The sequence below is a fragment of the Pantoea sp. NPDC088449 genome (genome assembly GCF_044753225.1).
Classification (GTDB): domain Bacteria; phylum Pseudomonadota; class Gammaproteobacteria; order Enterobacterales; family Enterobacteriaceae; genus Pantoea; species Pantoea floridensis.
The window spans coordinates 81,901-98,016 of the sequence record NZ_JBIVMT010000007.1 but is presented as its reverse complement, the minus strand read 5'-3'; the positions used below and the strand labels follow the sequence as shown (position 1 = coordinate 98,016).

Here is a 16,116-nt window from a genome sequence, read left to right as displayed (position 1 = left end):
CACACCGACATGGGGACCTGTTTAACCTGAAACGTGCTGAGTATGTGAATATGAGGGTTTTGCCGCTTCAGCCAGTTGCAAATAGTGCTGACAAACCACGTTGAGACTATAAATGCTTAAGTCCAGATGTTGCAACTCTGGCGGGTTCGCATAAATTTCGCGCATTTTTTCCGCCAGTGACTGCGCATTTAACTCAGCAAGCCCACGCGCAAGGTCACCGCTCATTATCGACGCCGGGCCACCAGGGCAACGCGTACTGACGATGGAAGTGCCGCAGCTCAGGGCTTCTACCAGCACATTACCGAATCCTTCGCTATCTGAACTAAGCACTAACAGACGTGCGTGGCGAATCCACGGGTAAGGATTGGCGTGAAAGCCTTCGAAGCGCACGCGCTCAGCAATACCTAAATCAGCGGTTTGCTGACGTAATTTTTCCGTGATTTTTTCACTTCCCTGACCCAATAACACTAAGGGAGCGGTGATACCACTCATAGCATAGGCGTCCAGCAAGCGATCGTGGCGTTTTGTTTCATGAAAACGCCCAACGTGCAGGACGAAATCACTGCCGGCCAGAGGGCAAGGTTCGGCGGCAAGGCGACTAATAAGATTGAAATCGAAAGGGTTGACTATCACACGCGTTTTGCTGGGCTTTACGCCAATATTCTGAACAACATCATCAATGACGTATTGTGAAACACCAATCAATTGTTTGCCTTGATAAGTCAGGCGTATTTTGAGCCGTTTAAGCCACAGCGAGAATCCTGATTTACGCTTAAGGTACGAGGCTGAGAATACGCCATGCAGACAATACCAGGTTTTATTCGTATCCAGCGCGTGCGCGCGCCGCACAATGCGATCGGTTTTGTGTAGATGTGAAAGAACCAGGTCAAATTTTCCGTGCGTTGCTTCGCTTGCACGCACGGCGGCGTCAAGGAGATGCGCTCGACGATAAGTTTCAGTCAACTTACGCCATGGACGAGAGCTGCTATCAATGATGGTCTGATAATCAACGCCGGATGGAATAGGGTAATCACACACCTTACGCAATGAAAAAAGCGACACCCGATGTCCCTGACTTATAAAACCTTCTGCCAGCGTCAGGACGACTTTTTCGGCCCCTCCTCCCGGCAGGCCATCAATCACCATCAGAATGCGCTTTGACAAATTCGTTACTCCTAATCGCCAGCCTGTTTTTAATGATACAAAAACTATCATCCCCGCTAAAAACAGGACTGAATATAAGATAAATCAATTTATTAGATGTGTTTGGTATTAAATAAATTCGCAGGGCATTTTAGCTGAGTACCCAGCGTATTCTGAACCTTATGTAGTTTAATTCACTCTAGTTTAACCGTGCTTATACTGCTACACACTTATACCCCGCGCCTGTCCGATGAAATGTTTGCCCTCATTCCCGGGCTTGCGTACCATAACGACGAGAAATTGCTCATTTTATCGGATAAGTTATGGATAAGCCTGCGTTTTTAATCACTCTCGATACTGAAGGGGATAACCTCTGGCGCAATCGCAGCGGCAAGGTTACCACGCATAATGTTCGATTCCTGCCGCGTTTTCAGTCGTTATGTGAGAAATACGGTTTTAAACCAACCTGGCTAACCAATTTTGAAATGGCGAGCGATCCCGCTTATGTAGAGTTTGGCCGCGATCTGCTGGCGCGGGGGCAGGGTGAAATCGGCATGCATCTGCACGCATGGTATAGCCCGCCAGACTATGCGCTAACGAATGATGATTGGCGCTATCAGCCCTATTTAATTGAATATCCTGAAGATGTGCTGCGTGAAAAAGTCGCTTTCATGACAGATTTACTGGAAACGGCCTTTCAGCAGAAGATGACCAGTCACCGTGCTGGACGCTGGGCTTTCAATGAAATCTATGCGCGCGCACTGCTCGACCACGGTTATTTGGTTGATTGTTCCGTCACACCGCGCGTTGACTGGCGTACCTCTTCTGGCGCGCCTCAGGGCAAAGGCGGCACCGATTATCGCCACTTTCCCGATCACGCTTATTATCTTGATGTGAATGATATTTCCAAAGAGGGCGACAGCGCGCTTTTAGAGCTGCCGATGAGCATCGAATATCGCTACGGTGCGCTGACCAATCAGTTAAAAAAAGTGTGGAATGACATTCGCGGCAAGAAACGCGGCCATTCAGTCAACTGGCTGCGGCCGGTTGGTGGCAATGTGGCGCAGATGAAGCAGGTGGCTGAGCAGACGCTCAGGCGTGGAAATGACTACGTTGAATTTATGCTGCACTCTTCAGAATTCATGCCGGATGGTAGCCCCACGTTTAAAAATGAGGCTGACATTGAACGTCTTTATGATGATTTAGAGCAGCTTTTCAGCTGGCTCCAGTCACGTACCCAGGGCATGACGCTAACAGAATATGCGTTATTAAAGCGCGATCGCCAGCCGAGCTGAATCAAGACGCGGTATACCTCTATACCGCGATTTCTTTCATCATTGCCGCGACATCCTTTGCCTGGATATCTGCCATGCTGTGGCCTTGTGCAGGGCGCAGCACATACTGATTTTTCCCATATCCACCAATGAGTCCCGGATCGGTTGGGCCGTATAAGGTGATATTGGGCCGATCCAGCGCCGCGGTCAGATGGCTTAAGCCGGTATCCACCGATACCACCGCGCGCGCGCCCGCTAATTGCTGCGCGACCTGCTCAAGGGTTAATTTGGCTAACACTTCAACATGTGAGAAGCCTTCCGCCAGACGCTGCGCGCGCTGATGCTCGTGCTCTGCGCCCCACGGCAACTTCACGCGCAGGCCCGTAGGCTGCATTAATTCGATTAACTCGCGCCAGTGCGATTCCGGCCAGTGTTTGTTGTCACGCGTGGTCGCGTGCAGAAACACCAGATAAGGGCTGCTCTCCGCCGGAAGTGACGTCAGGAAATGACCGGCAATGGCATAATCACCCTGCGTAGCCGGTTTTTCATAGCCGAGGCTTTTGGCAAACAGCTCGCGCGTACGTTCCACGGCATGCTGCTGCTTGTCGATTTCATGACGCTTGTCATACCACCAGCTGGCGAAAGGCTCGCGCGCACTGCGGCTATCCTGACCGTGCTTCACCCCTTTTGCCAGGCGCGTCACCAGCGCGGCGCTTTTAATGAGGCCTTGCGCATCCAGCACCACATCATAGTCGCGCGATTGCAGATCGCGTTTGAAGCGCACGCGCTCTTCGCGCTGCTGGCTGCCAAACCAGTGTTTGCGCCAGCGGCGAATCGCCACGGGGAGCACTTTATCCACCGCCGGATGCCAGCCTGGAATCTGGGCGAAGTTTTCCTCCACCACCCAATCAAAGCGAATGCCTGGAATGGCCTGCATCGCATCGGTGAGCGCCGGAAGCGTATGCAGCACGTCTCCCATTGAGGAGGTTTTTACTATCAAAACGTGCATCTTTACTCCTGCACCGGATGCAACAGCGCGCTAAGCTCCTGATGAACTCGCGCCGGTTGAATATCAATCAGGCTTTGGTGATAGCCTTGATCGGCATCCCCTTTGCGGACTTTGTGATAACCGGTGATCAAGCGAATAATGCGCGCCTGATGGGACAACGGCGGGGTGAAATCCGGGCTGCTTGGGCCATATAGCGCCACCAGCGGACGGTTAAGAGCCGCCGCAATATGCATTAAGCCCGAATCATTACTAACCACTGCCGTGCAGTTGGCCAGCAAAATCACCGCCTGTTCCAGTTGCGTATCGCCGGCGAGATTCTTGCAGTGCGCACGCGCTGTTTCTGACAGCGTTTGTACAATGGTATCGCCGGTTTCGCGATCCTTTGCCGAACCAAACAGCACCACCTGATAGCCTTCGCCGATCAGCTGTTCTGCCAGCGCGGCATAGTGATAATGTGGCCAGCGTTTGGCCGGACCAAACTCTGCACCCGGGCAAAAGCCAATTGCTGGACGATCGGCTGACAGCGCAAACTGTGCCGCCGTCATGCGTTTTTCGTCGTCATCCACGCGCAGCTGCGGCCACAACAAGGGCTGCGGCAGCTGCTGCGCCGAGGCGATGGGCTTGTCATAGCCGAGCGCCACATAGCGCTCAACCATCAACGGAAACGCGGCTTTATCCAGCACGCGGACATCATTTAACACGCCATAACGCATCTCGCCGCGCCAGCCGGTGCGACGCTTGATGCCGGCGAAGAAGGGCACCAGCGCGGATTTAAAGGAGTTCGGCAACACATAGGCGCGATCGTAACCGCTCGCCTGCAGCGTTTTCCCAAGGCGTCGACGCTCACCTAACGCCAGAGCGCCATGACCGAGCGGCATCGCCAGTGCCTGATTCACTTCCGGCATACGCGACAGCAAAGGGCGGCACCAGGCTGGGGCCATTACATCTATTACCGCGTCAGGATGTTCCGTCTTGAGCGTGCGATAGAGACTTTGCGACATCATCATATCGCCGACCCATGATGGGCCAATAACCAGAATTTTCATCGCTGGTGCCGGTTTCCTTATGCGTTACGATTCAGCCAGGCCATATATTCGCCCACGCCTTGCGCCACGGTTTTAAACGGCTTGTCGTAACCGGCCGCTCGCAGATTGGTCAGATCGGCTTGAGTGAATGCCTGATAGCGGCCTTTCAGCTTGTCAGGGAAGGGAATGTACTCAATCTGGCCCTTCTGGTGGAAGTTCAGCACCGCATCCGCCACTTCCTGGAAAGATTCAGCGCGGCCGGTACCGCAGTTGTAGATACCGGAAACGCCGTTCTCCCAGCACCACAGATTCACGGCGACCACGTCATCAACATGGATGAAGTCGCGGCGGAAAGCGTCGCTGCCTTCAAACAGCTTCGGATTTTCATCGTTGCTGATCTGCGTGTTGAGATGGAAGGCCACGCTCGCCATGCTGCCTTTATGGCCTTCGCGCGGACCATACACGTTGAAGTAGCGGAAACCGCACACCGGTGATTCGGCTTCTGGCAGAATCTGGCGCACATAGTGATCGAACAACATTTTCGAGTAGCCATAGACGTTCAGCGGCTGCTCGTATTGGCGCTCTTCAATGAAGTTTTCATTGCGGCCACCGTAGGTCGCGGCGGAAGAGGCATACAGGAACGGGATTTCACGCTCAAGACAGAAGTGAAGCAGATCTTTTGAGTACTGATAGTTGTTGTCCATCATGTACTTGCCATCCCATTCGGTGGTCGCGGAGCACGCACCTTCATGGAACACGGCTTCGATAGGGCCCAGATCTTCGCCGGACATGATATAGCTGAGGAACTCCTCTTTATCCATGTAATCAGCGATGTCCAGATCGGCCAGATTCACGAATTTGGTGCCATCCTTCAGATTATCCACCACCAAAATGTCGGTAAGACCGCGATCGTTCAGCGCTTTAACAATGTTGCTGCCAATCATGCCAGCACCACCGGTTACGATAATCATATGCTTTGCCTTTAAAGAGTTAGGGTGAAACAGGAGGTTTCAGCCACGAATACCTACCATCATAACATTTCAACCAGACGCAGGCAGCCAGATGACTCCGTAAGCGCTGCACAAATCCTGTTCGCAGCGTGAACTATGCTGCAAAACCGAGATATTGCTGGCTGAAATATCGTGTCTTTGCTTTTCGATCAGTAATATGTGCCAAAATTTTGCTATCTAAGGAGCAGAATCATGTCCAGTCAGTTTTATTCGCAAATCCGCCAACAGCTTGAGACAACACGTCAGGACGGATTGTTCAAACAAGAACGCACTATTACCTCGCCACAGCAGGCGGAAATCAATGTCGCTCACAGCCCAGCCGTCATTAACTTTTGCGCCAATAACTATTTGGGTTTAGCCAATCATCCGGCATTGATCCAGGCGGCGAAAGACGGCATGGATTCGCACGGCTTTGGTATGGCCTCGGTGCGCTTTATTTGCGGCACGCAGGATATTCACCAGCAGCTGGAACACAAGCTGGCCGCATTCCTCGGCATGGAAGACGCGATTTTGTTCTCGTCCTGCTTTGATGCCAACGGCGGCCTGTTTGAAACGCTGCTCAGCGCGGAAGACGCGATTATTTCGGACGCGCTTAATCACGCATCGATCATTGACGGCGTACGCCTGTGCAAAGCGCAGCGCTATCGTTACGCCAATAATGATATGAGCGAGCTGCGCGCGCGCTTGCAGGAAGCTCGCGACAAGGGCGCGCGCCACATTCTGATCGCCACCGACGGCGTCTTTTCTATGGATGGCGTGATCGCCAATCTGCAGGGGATTTGCGACCTGGCCGATGAGTTTGATGCACTGGTGATGGTGGATGATTCGCATGCGGTGGGCTTTGTCGGTTCGGCCGGACGCGGCACGCACGAATATTGTGGTGTGATGGATCGCGTTGACATCCTTACCGGCACGCTGGGTAAAGCGCTGGGTGGCGCGTCTGGCGGTTACGTGGCGGCGAAAAAAGAGGTGGTGGAATGGCTGCGCCAGCGCTCGCGCCCGTATCTGTTCTCCAATTCGCTGGCACCGGCAATTGTTGCCGCCTCGCTGCGCGTGCTGGAACTGCTGAGTGAGGGCGATGGGTTACGTCAGCGCCTGTGGGAAAACGCCCGCTTCTTCCGCGAACAAATGACCGCGGCAGGCTTCACCCTGGCTGGAGCCGATCACGCCATTATTCCGGTGATGCTGGGCGATGCCAAAGTGGCACAGCAATTCGCGAGCCTGCTGCAGCAGGAAGGCATCTACGTCACCGGTTTCTTCTACCCGGTGGTGCCGCAAGGTCAGGCGCGTATTCGTACGCAGATTTCTGCCGGCCATACCCAGGCTCAGCTGGAACACGCTGTTGCCGCCTTTACCCGCATTGGTCAGCAGCTGGGCGTTATTTCAGGAGCAGGGAAATGAAAGCACTCGCCAAATTAAAAGCCGAAGAAGGTATTTGGATGGTCAAAGACGCGCCGATTCCGGAGCCGGGCCATAACGATCTGCTGATTAAAATACGTAAAACCGCTATTTGCGGTACCGACGTGCACATTTATAACTGGGACGACTGGTCGCGCAAAACCATTCCGGTTCCGATGATCACCGGCCACGAATACGTGGGTGAAGTGGTGGGAATGGGGCAGGAAGTAAAAGGCTTTGCCATTGGCGATCGCGTTTCTGGTGAAGGCCACATCACCTGTGGTCATTGCCGTAACTGCCGTGCGGGACGCACTCATCTCTGTCGCAACACCGTTGGCGTGGGCGTTAATCGTCAGGGCTGCTTCGCCGAATACCTGGTCATTCCGGCATTCAACGCTTTCAAAATTCCTGACAACATCTCTGATGAACTGGCGGCCATTTTTGATCCCTTTGGCAACGCGGTACATACGGCGCTGTCGTTTGATTTAGTCGGCGAAGACGTGCTGATTTCTGGTGCCGGTCCGATTGGCATTATGGCGGCAGCGGTGTGTAAGCACGTCGGCGCGCGTCATGTGGTGATTACCGATATCAATGAATATCGCCTCGATCTGGCGCGCAAGATGGGCGTAACGCGTGCGGTGAACGTAGCGCAGGAGAATCTGCGTGACGTGATGGCTGAACTCGGCATGACCGAAGGGTTTGATGTCGGGCTGGAAATGTCAGGCGCGCCGCCGGCATTCCGCACCTTGTTAGAGGTGATGAACCACGGCGGCCGCATTGCCCTATTGGGTATTCCGCCGGGTGAAATGTCGATTGACTGGAATCAGGTGATCTTCAAAGGACTGTTCATCAAAGGCATCTATGGGCGTGAGATGTTTGAAACCTGGTACAAGATGGCAGCGTTGATTCAATCTGGCCTCGATCTTACGCCTATCATCACCCATCGTTATCACATTGATGAGTTCCAGCAGGGCTTTGATGAGATGCGTTCGGGTCGATCTGGCAAAGTGGTGTTGAGCTGGGATTAAACGATTCTCCGGCCAGACGGCCGGAGAGTTTCATTGCTGTATTTTTTCTGCGTCCGTCAGGTAGCGCACTTTGCGTGTGTAATCCTGCCCCTTGAAGGTGAGCGGCTGAGTGGGATCCTGAAGGTATTTCTGCCATTCACTTAAAGGAAAACCACCGTGTGCGCCAATGACTTCAGAGGGAATGGGCGCCGCGTGGCCGCCAATCTTTTTGGAAACGGGCCAGTTTGCCCACTCCCCCAGATTGATCGTACGAAGGTCTAGCATATCCAGTAATACTGAGAGTGGCAGCTGGTCTGTTGGCGGCTGATTGTCGTTCATAAGTTCCCACGTGTCTTGAAAGAGCGTTAACCAGAGTGGGCAAATGCGTTTCCAGGTTTTTCGCGTGGCGGCTAAATAGGCACCATTTACGTGATCTTCTAAATACGGTCTTATTGATGGTTTGTAATATGCAGGGATGGCATGCTCATCGGCTCCCTCCAGCTTAGCGATCATTTTTCCTTTGCGGAAACTGGAATAAAGATGCCCTTCATGCATATTTATTGTGGGTGATTTAAGCAGATTGAGGTCCGAGTCAATCATCAAAATCCCTTCGCCTTTAGCCTGTAAAGGGGCTTGAATTTTGATTAATCGACTGCGGTAAATCTGTTTATAACGATAGCTTTCCTCACGAAAAGGAATATCCAATGTCGTTACGCGGGTATTTTTCGGCAGTTTACCGAAAGCCTGCTCAGGCTGATCGCTGACAATCACTATCTCCTCAATACCGGATGCAAAGCGACTGGCAAATTCTGCACTCAATAACGCTTCTTCGATATAGTCGGAACCTGTGCAAGGAATGATCACTGAAGTTAATGGTATATTACCTTGCGTATCGCTCTGCGTGTATGAAATATTGTGGCGAGCGCGGATGTGTCGATAGTTTTTATTTAAAAATTCAAACATGCGTTCTCCTTTCAATACATTTTTCTAATATCATTTCGACACCAGAAACATAGTTCTCAATGGCGTATTGCTCACGCACGCGTAATTCAGCCGCCTCGATGAGGCGCTGGCGCAGTGTGGCATCTTGCCATAACGTCATCAGATAGCCGCTTAACCGATCAATATCGCCATATTCAAAAATCACGCCGGTCTCATTGTGATTAATTAACTCCGCCGTTCCTACCACATTCGAACCTATCACCGCCGTTTTCACCAGCATGGCTTCCAGCACCACACGCGGTAAGCCTTCACTGCGCGAGGCAAGAATAAAGACATCAAACGCGGCAAGATAATCCAGCGGGTTGTTTTGAAAACCGGTAAAAATGATATGTGATTCAATCATTTCTGTACCAGCGAGCTGAGCCAGTTTTTCCTGTTCGGGTCCGCTACCTACCACCACCATTTTCCATTTGGCCTCAGGATGAGCGCGTTTGAACTGGCCTAACGCCTGAAAAATGTGATGGTTCGCTTTACGCGTGATAAGTGAGCCTATTGAACCAAAAATGAATGTTTCTGGGGCGTAGCCCAGGCGCTCACGTACTTCTGCGCGGTCAGGCAATGTCTGGTGAATATCGATCGCGTTTGAAACGGTGAAGCAGCGCTGCGCATCAACGCCGCTCTGACATAATGACTGGTTGACGCCGTGCGAGACCGCGATAACGGCATCAACACGTTCATTAACCCTCTTCACCAGCGCGGCGTTCAGTTGCGGTTCAATTCGGCAGTGCTGGATGAGCGCCACATCTAAATTGTTGACGGCGCAATAGCCTTCAACGTTGGTGCTGGGCTGGTTATTCATATAAAGCGCGTTGTATTGCCCAGCCCGCATAATTGATGAAATTGCTTTGGCATTGGGTAAGACACGCCATATTTCGTCCACCCGAGCGATCATCTCTTTTTTCAGCGAGCTGTTGAAAAAAAACAGCGTACGTAACAGCTCTTTACTCAGTTTTGCCCACATTGGCTGGCGACGTTGCGGGATAAAAATAACGGGAATGCCGATTGAATTTAAGATGGACTCAATGGTTTCGCTGTTGCCACGAGAATAGTTGTTATAAAAACAACAGGTGACAGCAAACTTCTGCCGATCAATGCGTTTAAGCAGTTCTAACATACTGTTAGTGCCGCCGCCCCATTCACGTCCGGTATCCAACAGCAAAATCTTTCTTCTCATTGAGTTCATTCATCCCGCTATCAGAAGAGCTGTTTAATGGATTTAACCAATTGGCTTTGCTCAATACTTTCCGTGACTAGTTCAACGGCTCGGCTCTGCGGCACCGGCGGTACGGGCTTGCTCGGCTTACACAGATCCGGTGCGCGGAAGCGCGGATTCTCAGGTTTATCCGGCTTGGATGGCGGTAGCGTGGTGCCCTGATGCAGCGGTTCATTCAGCAACTGACTGGGACGCACCAACGTGATATCGGCTGGTAAAGTTGGCAGCATTTGTTGCAACACGCGTACCGTGGTGGGATGCGGATGACCGATGGCGATGGCATAACCGTCACGCTGTGCCAGCTTAACCGCGCGAGTAAACTGCGTACGGATGGCGGCTTCATTCTGGCTATCATCGAGGAACACGCGGCGCTTAAGCACTTTGACGTGCGTGCCCTGAGACGCCGGGATCGATTGGCTGTTGCCAATGGTCATGCTATCGAGAAAGTAATAATTGTAGTGATTGAGCGCCTGCATCACTTTCTGCATGCCGGGCAGGCTGGAGGTCATTTTGCTGCCCATGTGATTATTCAGGCCCACCGCGTAGGGCACTTTGCTGGTGGCTTCACGAATGATCCGTTCAATCTCCGCGCTGCTCATCTCCGGCGTTAGCGTGTCTTTTTCCAGCGGTTGTTTACTGAGCGGAGCCATTGGCAGGTGGATCAATACTTCGCGGCCACCCTGATGCGCTTTTGTCGCCATTTCACGCGCATGTGGCGCATTCGGCAGGACCGCAACGGAGATTGCCGTGGGCATTTGCAGCACTTTATTCTCTTCGGCGGGACGATAACCGAAGTCGTCAATGACGATGGAGAGTTTTCCCGCATGGGCGGAAAGTGACAAAAACAGGCCGCAGAGTGCGGCCGAAACTTTAGAGGGTTGAAACAAAACTTATCTTCCTAACCACGGTAGTGGATTGACGGCCTGTCCCTGGCGTCGGATTTCAAAGTAGAGCGAAGGCGTGCCGCGGCCGCCGCTGGTGCCCACAAGGGCGATAGGCTGTCCTGCCTTCACCTGAGCACCAACGCTCACCAATGCGCTTTGATTGTAGCCATAAAGGCTCATGTCGCCTTTGCCGTGCTCGAGTACCACCACCAGACCGTAGCCTTGCAGCCAGTCGGCCATCAGCACGCGTCCATCGGCAATGGCTTTGACTTCAGTGCCTTCAGGCGCATCAACCACCAGACCTTTCCAGCGCAGTTCGCCCTGCATCGATTCACCGAAGCGGTGTTCAATACGTCCTCGTACCGGCCAAACCGCTTGACCACCCGGCTTGCCCAACCCTCCAGTACGCGCCATCAGCTCGCGTTCACTCTGCGTTGGCTGATAGCTGGATCCTTTGGCTTTCGCCTGCGCCTGACGTTGACGCACTTTTTCCGCCTCGCGAGCTTCGCGTTCGGCACGTTCACGTGCTTCACGTTCTGCTTTGGCAATCTTGCTCTGCAGGCGGCTTTCGTTCTCACGCATCTCAACCAGATCGGCCTGATCTTTTTCCAGCGAACTCTCCAGCACGGTAAGCGTCTTCTTCCGTGCCGCGCTGGCCACTTCCAATTTGCTTTGCTGTGTCTGTTGTTGCGCTAACAAGGATTTTTGCTGCTCTTGTTTACCCTGCAGGGATTGACGCTGTTCCGCCAATTGCTGCTGCGTTTGTTTGAGATCGTCGATATTTTTCTGTCGGGCGGCATTGAGATAGCCGAAATAGGCAAGGATGCGTTCACTGCGTTGTGCTTCTTCACCGCCCAGCAGCAGTTGTAAACCGTTATGCTGACCCTGACGGAAGGCGGCATCTAACTGTTGCGCGAGCAGTTTTTCTTGCTGTGCTTGCTGCTTTTCCAGACGAGAAATTGAAGCGGTAACCTGCGCAATTTCGCCCTCAAGCGCGCGCAGGCTATTGCGCGTTTCACGCAGTTGTCGGCTGGCTTGCGCAATTACTTTTTCCTGACTCTGTAATTGATCCAGCAGCTTACTGCGCTGCAGTTTCTGCGCCTTTACGCTTTTTTCTTTCTCGGCAATGTCCTGCTGAATAGATTTTAGCTGCGTTTTATTATCATCTGCGCTGCGCGCGGCTGCGGGCATTAACAGCGCGCCCGCGACGAGCAGACTCAGGGAGATTTCGGACCAGCGGAATGACAACGGAAGTGTGGTGCCGCTGTAACGGGTCCTTGTGTGTGTAACGGTCGCTTTTCCCTTCATAGTCGATAATTATTCCACGATGAACAGCCGCTTACCAGTTAGCCCGGCCGGGTTTTACTTTGCTAAAAATGTCTGTACCGAGCTTACTGGCATAAACTTTGTCTTAATTTTGCGATTAGAACACTTTTTTTGGAAAATGACGCACAAATCGTAACTCTGGCCCCTTCGCGACTGTACATGCGAAGTGGCGCAGGTATACTCAGAACCCTTGTTTTAGCTTATCAGCCCGGTTTGGAGTCGTTACCCCTCATGCAAGAAATTATGCAGTTTGCAAGCAATCACCCCATCCTCAGTCTGGCATGGGTTGCTTTACTCGTTCTCGTGATTGTGACCACCGTTAAAGGTATGTTCTCTAAAGTAAAAACCATCAGTCGTGGTGAAGCAACCCACATGATTAATAAAGAGGACGCGGTGGTGGTAGACGTTCGTTCACGCGACGATTACCGCAAAGGACACATTTCAGGGGCAATTAATGTAGCGGCCGCAGACATTAAAAAAGAGAGTTTTGGCGAGCTGGAAAAGCACAAGGCACAACCCATAATTGTAGTTTGTGCCACCGGCCAGAGCGCAGGTGAGTCAGCGGCTAAATTGAGCGCTGCTGGTTTTGAAAAAGTATCCGTGTTGAAAGACGGCGTGAGCGGCTGGAGTGGTGAAAATCTGCCACTGGTACGCGGTAAATAACTTCTCAGGGGTAACCGTATGGCGAATGTTGAGATTTACACCAAAGTCACTTGTCCTTATTGCCACCGGGCAAAGGCGTTGCTGGATCAAAAAGGCGTGTCGTATCAGGAGATTCCCATTGACGGGAACGCAGCGAAACGCGAAGAGATGATCCAACGAAGTGGCCGTACTACGGTGCCTCAGATTTTTATAGACGCGCAGCACATTGGCGGCTGTGACGATCTTTACGCGCTGGATGGACGTCAGGGACTTGATCCTCTACTCCAGGCATAACTTTTCGATCAGACAATTTTAACTCAAAGGATTTAGTCTCATGTCAGAACATAGCACCAACGAAATGCAGTTCCAGATTCAACGTGTTTACACCAAAGACGTCTCTTATGAAGCGCCGAACGCGCCGCAGGTTTTCCAGAAAGAGTGGGAACCGGAAGTGAAGCTGGATCTCGACACGGCCTCTTCTCAGTTGGCTGATGGCGTTTTTGAAGTTGTGCTGCGTGTTACCGTAACGGCAACCGTTGCCGAAGAAACGGCATTCCTGTGCGAAGTACAGCAGGCCGGTATTTTCACCATTAGCGGCATTGAAGGCACGCAAATGGCACATTGCCTGGGCGCATACTGCCCGAACATTCTGTTCCCGTATGCACGCGAGTGCGTCACTAGCCTCGTGTCTCGCGGTACCTTCCCGCAGCTCAACCTGGCACCCGTTAACTTTGATGCGCTGTTCATGAACTATCTGCAGCAGCAAGGTGAAGGCGAAGCGCCACATCAGGATGCCTGATGACTACCCTCAACGCTTCAATTAGCGTCATCGGTGCCGGTTCGTACGGCACCGCCTTGGCCATCACGCTGGCCCGTAATGGCCATCCGGTTCTGCTGTGGGGGCATAATCCCCAAAGTGTGGCGCAGCTGCAAGCTGACCGCTGCAATGTTGCTTTCCTGCCCGATGTTCCTTTCCCCGAGAATCTTGTTCCTGAAGCCGACTTAGCTACGGTAGTGAGCGCGAGCCGCGATTTGCTGATCGTGGTACCGAGCCATGTGTTTGGCGATGTGCTTACGCAGCTCAAACCGCATTTGCGGGCGGATTCGCGGATTGTTTGGGCGACCAAAGGGCTGGAGAAAGAGACGGGCCGTTTACTGCAGGATGTGGCGCGCGAGATCCTCGGTGATGCGATTCCTTTAGCCGTTATTTCTGGGCCAACCTTCGCCAAAGAGTTGGCGGCTGGGATGCCAACCGCCATCGCGCTGGCCTCGACAGATGGACAGTTTGCTGAAGATCTGCAGCAGAAATTACACTGCGGTAAAAGTTTTCGCGTCTATAACAATCAGGATTTCATCGGTGTGCAGTTAGGCGGCGCGGTGAAAAACGTCATTGCGATTGGCGCAGGAATTTCTGATGGAATTGGTTTTGGGGCTAATGCCCGGACCGCACTGATCACACGTGGCCTCACTGAAATGAGCCGTCTTGGCGCCGCGCTGGGGGCCGATCCCACCACCTTTATGGGCATGGCGGGCTTAGGCGATCTGGTGCTGACCTGTACCGATAATCAGTCACGTAACCGGCGTTTCGGCATGATGCTGGGACAAGGTGAGAGCGTGGATGATGCGCAACGCATTATCGGACAAGTTGTAGAAGGCTACAGAAATACTAAAGAAGTCAAAGCATTGGCCGCTCGAGTTGGCATCGAAATGCCCATTACCGAGCAGATTTATCAGGTGCTCTATTGCGGAAAATCGGCGCGAGAGGCAGCATTGACGTTACTTGGCCGTGCAAGGAAGGACGAAAACAGCCAAAGCTGAAGCAGGATGCGCCAGCGTCATCACCTGTAGCGCCCCATCAGGCGCTTTTTTTATCGGGAGCAAACAGCAATGTCGTCTGAAGAGTTAGAACTGGTCTGGAACCATATCAAAGCCGAAGCCAGAGCCCTGGCCGACTGTGAACCGATGCTGGCCAGCTTTTACCATGCGACATTGCTAAAACACGAAAACCTTGGCAGCGCCCTCAGCTATATGCTTGCCAACAAGCTGGCGAACCCGATTATGCCCGCGATTGCCATCCGCGAAATCGTGGAAGAGGCCTATCGTGAAGACCCGGAGATGATCGTCTCTGCGGCCTATGATATTCAAGCGGTGCGCCAGCGCGATCCGGCGGTCGACAAATACTCCACGCCGCTGCTCTATCTGAAAGGCTTCCATGCATTGCAGGCTTATCGTATTGGGCATTGGCTGTGGAAAGAGGGGCGCCGTGCGTTGGCGGTCTATCTGCAGAATGAAATCTCCGTCTCCTTTGCCGTCGATATTCATCCGGCGGCACGCATTGGCCGCGGTATTATGCTGGATCACGCCACCGGCATCGTCATCGGCGAAACGGCCATCATCGAAAATGATGTTTCAATTCTGCAATCGGTAACGCTGGGCGGTACCGGGAAAACCAGCGGCGATCGTCATCCGAAGATCCGTGAAGGCGTGATGATTGGTGCGGGTGCCAAAATTCTGGGCAACATTGAAGTGGGGCGCGGCGCGAAAATCGGAGCCGGTTCTGTTGTCCTGCAGCCCGTACCTCCGCACACTACAGCGGCCGGTGTGCCAGCGCGTATTGTTGGCAAACCGACCAGTGATAAACCGTCGATGGATATGGATCAGCACTTTAACGGCGCTGGCTTTGAGTATGGCGACGGCATCTAGCCTTTAATCAGGGCGCCAGCATAGTCGAGTTGGCGCCACGCTTCATACACCACCACCGATACCGCGTTCGATAGGTTCATGCTGCGGCTTTCCGCCATCATGGGTATACGGATTTTTTGCTCAGCCGGTAACGCGTTGAGAATCTCTGCCGGTAAACCCCGACTCTCCGGACCGAACATCAAATAATCACCTTTTTGATAGCTCACCGCGCTGTGCGCAGGCGTGCCTTTGGTCGTGAGTGCGAACAGGCGTTGCGGTGCTTCGGACGTCAAAAATGCCGCGTAGTTAGCATGCTTTTTTAACGCGGTGTACTCGTGGTAATCCAGACCCGCGCGACGCAGGCGCTTATCATCCCAGGCAAAACCCAGAGGTTCAATCAGGTGTAACTGAAAACCGGTATTTGCGCACAGGCGGATAATGTTGCCGGTATTTGGCGGAATTTCAGGTTCAAATAAGACAATGTTTAGCATAAGGCCCCCG

General features: G+C 52.7%; 17 protein-coding genes. 8 read left to right on the top strand and 9 right to left on the bottom strand.

The features are described from left to right. Positions 1–21 precede the first annotated feature (21 nt). Complete coding sequence (locus tag ACIP6T_RS22895) at positions 22–1,146, bottom strand: glycosyltransferase (RefSeq protein ID WP_400459368.1); 1,125 nt, start codon at positions 1,144–1,146, stop codon at positions 22–24. 320 nt (positions 1,147–1,466) lie between these two features. Here ACIP6T_RS22895 and ACIP6T_RS22890 point away from each other — a divergent pair, with 320 nt between their 5' ends. Next, entirely contained in the window at positions 1,467–2,438 is a 972-nt protein-coding gene (locus tag ACIP6T_RS22890; RefSeq protein WP_400459206.1) for a polysaccharide deacetylase family protein, read from the top strand. 19 nt (positions 2,439–2,457) lie between these two features. On the opposite strand, the gene rfaC is transcribed toward ACIP6T_RS22890, so the two are convergent. The 3 genes from rfaC to rfaD are packed head-to-tail and all read right to left on the bottom strand — an operon-like array spanning position 2,458 to position 5,422. Continuing rightward, a complete protein-coding gene (rfaC, locus tag ACIP6T_RS22885) occupies positions 2,458–3,426 on the bottom strand; it encodes a lipopolysaccharide heptosyltransferase RfaC (protein ID WP_097095592.1) in 969 nt (322 codons plus the stop codon). A 2-nt stretch (positions 3,427–3,428) separates the two neighbouring features. Continuing rightward, positions 3,429–4,472: an ADP-heptose--LPS heptosyltransferase RfaF gene (rfaF, locus tag ACIP6T_RS22880; RefSeq protein ID WP_400459203.1), complete on the bottom strand. Its 1,044-nt coding sequence runs from the start codon at positions 4,470–4,472 to the stop codon at positions 3,429–3,431. A 17-nt stretch (positions 4,473–4,489) separates the two neighbouring features. After that, positions 4,490–5,422, bottom strand: coding sequence for an ADP-glyceromanno-heptose 6-epimerase (rfaD, locus tag ACIP6T_RS22875; RefSeq protein WP_097095594.1), 933 nt, complete (start codon positions 5,420–5,422; stop codon positions 4,490–4,492). A 231-nt stretch (positions 5,423–5,653) separates the two neighbouring features. On the opposite strand from rfaD, the gene ACIP6T_RS22870 reads away from it, so the two are divergent. Both ACIP6T_RS22870 and tdh read left to right on the top strand, forming a co-directional pair. Beyond that, a complete protein-coding gene (locus ACIP6T_RS22870; RefSeq protein WP_400459200.1) occupies positions 5,654–6,862 on the top strand; it encodes a glycine C-acetyltransferase in 1,209 nt (402 codons plus the stop codon). Continuing rightward, entirely contained in the window at positions 6,859–7,887 is a 1,029-nt protein-coding gene (gene tdh / locus ACIP6T_RS22865; RefSeq protein WP_097095596.1) for an L-threonine 3-dehydrogenase, read from the top strand. The genes ACIP6T_RS22870 and tdh overlap by 4 nt, the downstream gene beginning before the upstream one ends. Positions 7,888–7,917: 30 nt before the next feature. On the opposite strand, the gene ACIP6T_RS22860 is transcribed toward tdh, so the two are convergent. The 4 genes from ACIP6T_RS22860 to envC are packed head-to-tail and all read right to left on the bottom strand — an operon-like array spanning position 7,918 to position 12,273. After that, positions 7,918–8,829: a hypothetical protein gene (locus ACIP6T_RS22860; RefSeq protein WP_400459196.1), complete on the bottom strand. Its 912-nt coding sequence runs from the start codon at positions 8,827–8,829 to the stop codon at positions 7,918–7,920. Then, the gene (locus ACIP6T_RS22855) at positions 8,822–10,051 is read right to left on the bottom strand and encodes a glycosyltransferase (RefSeq protein ID WP_400459193.1); all 1,230 of its coding nucleotides are present in this window, start codon (positions 10,049–10,051) and stop codon (positions 8,822–8,824) included. Before ACIP6T_RS22855 ends, ACIP6T_RS22860 begins: the two co-directional genes overlap by 8 nt. A gap of 11 nt (positions 10,052–10,062) precedes the next feature. Then, the gene (locus ACIP6T_RS22850) at positions 10,063–10,968 is read right to left on the bottom strand and encodes a divergent polysaccharide deacetylase family protein (RefSeq protein WP_400459190.1); all 906 of its coding nucleotides are present in this window, start codon (positions 10,966–10,968) and stop codon (positions 10,063–10,065) included. 3 nt (positions 10,969–10,971) lie between these two features. Then, positions 10,972–12,273 (bottom strand): murein hydrolase activator EnvC, encoded by a 1,302-nt coding sequence (gene envC, locus ACIP6T_RS22845; RefSeq protein ID WP_400459187.1) that lies wholly within the window; start codon positions 12,271–12,273, stop codon positions 10,972–10,974. A gap of 249 nt (positions 12,274–12,522) precedes the next feature. Here envC and ACIP6T_RS22840 point away from each other — a divergent pair, with 249 nt between their 5' ends. From ACIP6T_RS22840 to cysE, 5 genes are all read left to right on the top strand, one after another. Further along, the gene (locus ACIP6T_RS22840) at positions 12,523–12,954 is read left to right on the top strand and encodes a rhodanese-like domain-containing protein (protein WP_097095601.1); all 432 of its coding nucleotides are present in this window, start codon (positions 12,523–12,525) and stop codon (positions 12,952–12,954) included. 18 nt (positions 12,955–12,972) lie between these two features. Further along, positions 12,973–13,227: a glutaredoxin 3 gene (gene grxC / locus ACIP6T_RS22835; protein WP_097095602.1), complete on the top strand. Its 255-nt coding sequence runs from the start codon at positions 12,973–12,975 to the stop codon at positions 13,225–13,227. A gap of 40 nt (positions 13,228–13,267) precedes the next feature. Next, positions 13,268–13,732 carry a protein-export chaperone SecB gene (gene secB, locus ACIP6T_RS22830; protein ID WP_097095603.1) on the top strand — a complete coding sequence of 155 codons (465 nt, stop codon included), beginning with the start codon at positions 13,268–13,270 and terminating at the stop codon, positions 13,730–13,732. Further along, positions 13,732–14,751 carry an NAD(P)H-dependent glycerol-3-phosphate dehydrogenase gene (gpsA, locus tag ACIP6T_RS22825; RefSeq protein WP_097095604.1) on the top strand — a complete coding sequence of 340 codons (1,020 nt, stop codon included), beginning with the start codon at positions 13,732–13,734 and terminating at the stop codon, positions 14,749–14,751. Before secB ends, gpsA begins: the two co-directional genes overlap by 1 nt. A gap of 69 nt (positions 14,752–14,820) precedes the next feature. Beyond that, a complete protein-coding gene (gene cysE, locus ACIP6T_RS22820) occupies positions 14,821–15,636 on the top strand; it encodes a serine O-acetyltransferase (RefSeq protein WP_007885334.1) in 816 nt (271 codons plus the stop codon). On the opposite strand, the gene trmL is transcribed toward cysE, so the two are convergent. Continuing rightward, complete coding sequence (gene trmL, locus ACIP6T_RS22815) at positions 15,633–16,106, bottom strand: tRNA (uridine(34)/cytosine(34)/5-carboxymethylaminomethyluridine(34)-2'-O)-methyltransferase TrmL (protein WP_097095605.1); 474 nt, start codon at positions 16,104–16,106, stop codon at positions 15,633–15,635. The genes cysE and trmL overlap by 4 nt on opposite strands. Positions 16,107–16,116 lie beyond the last annotated feature (10 nt).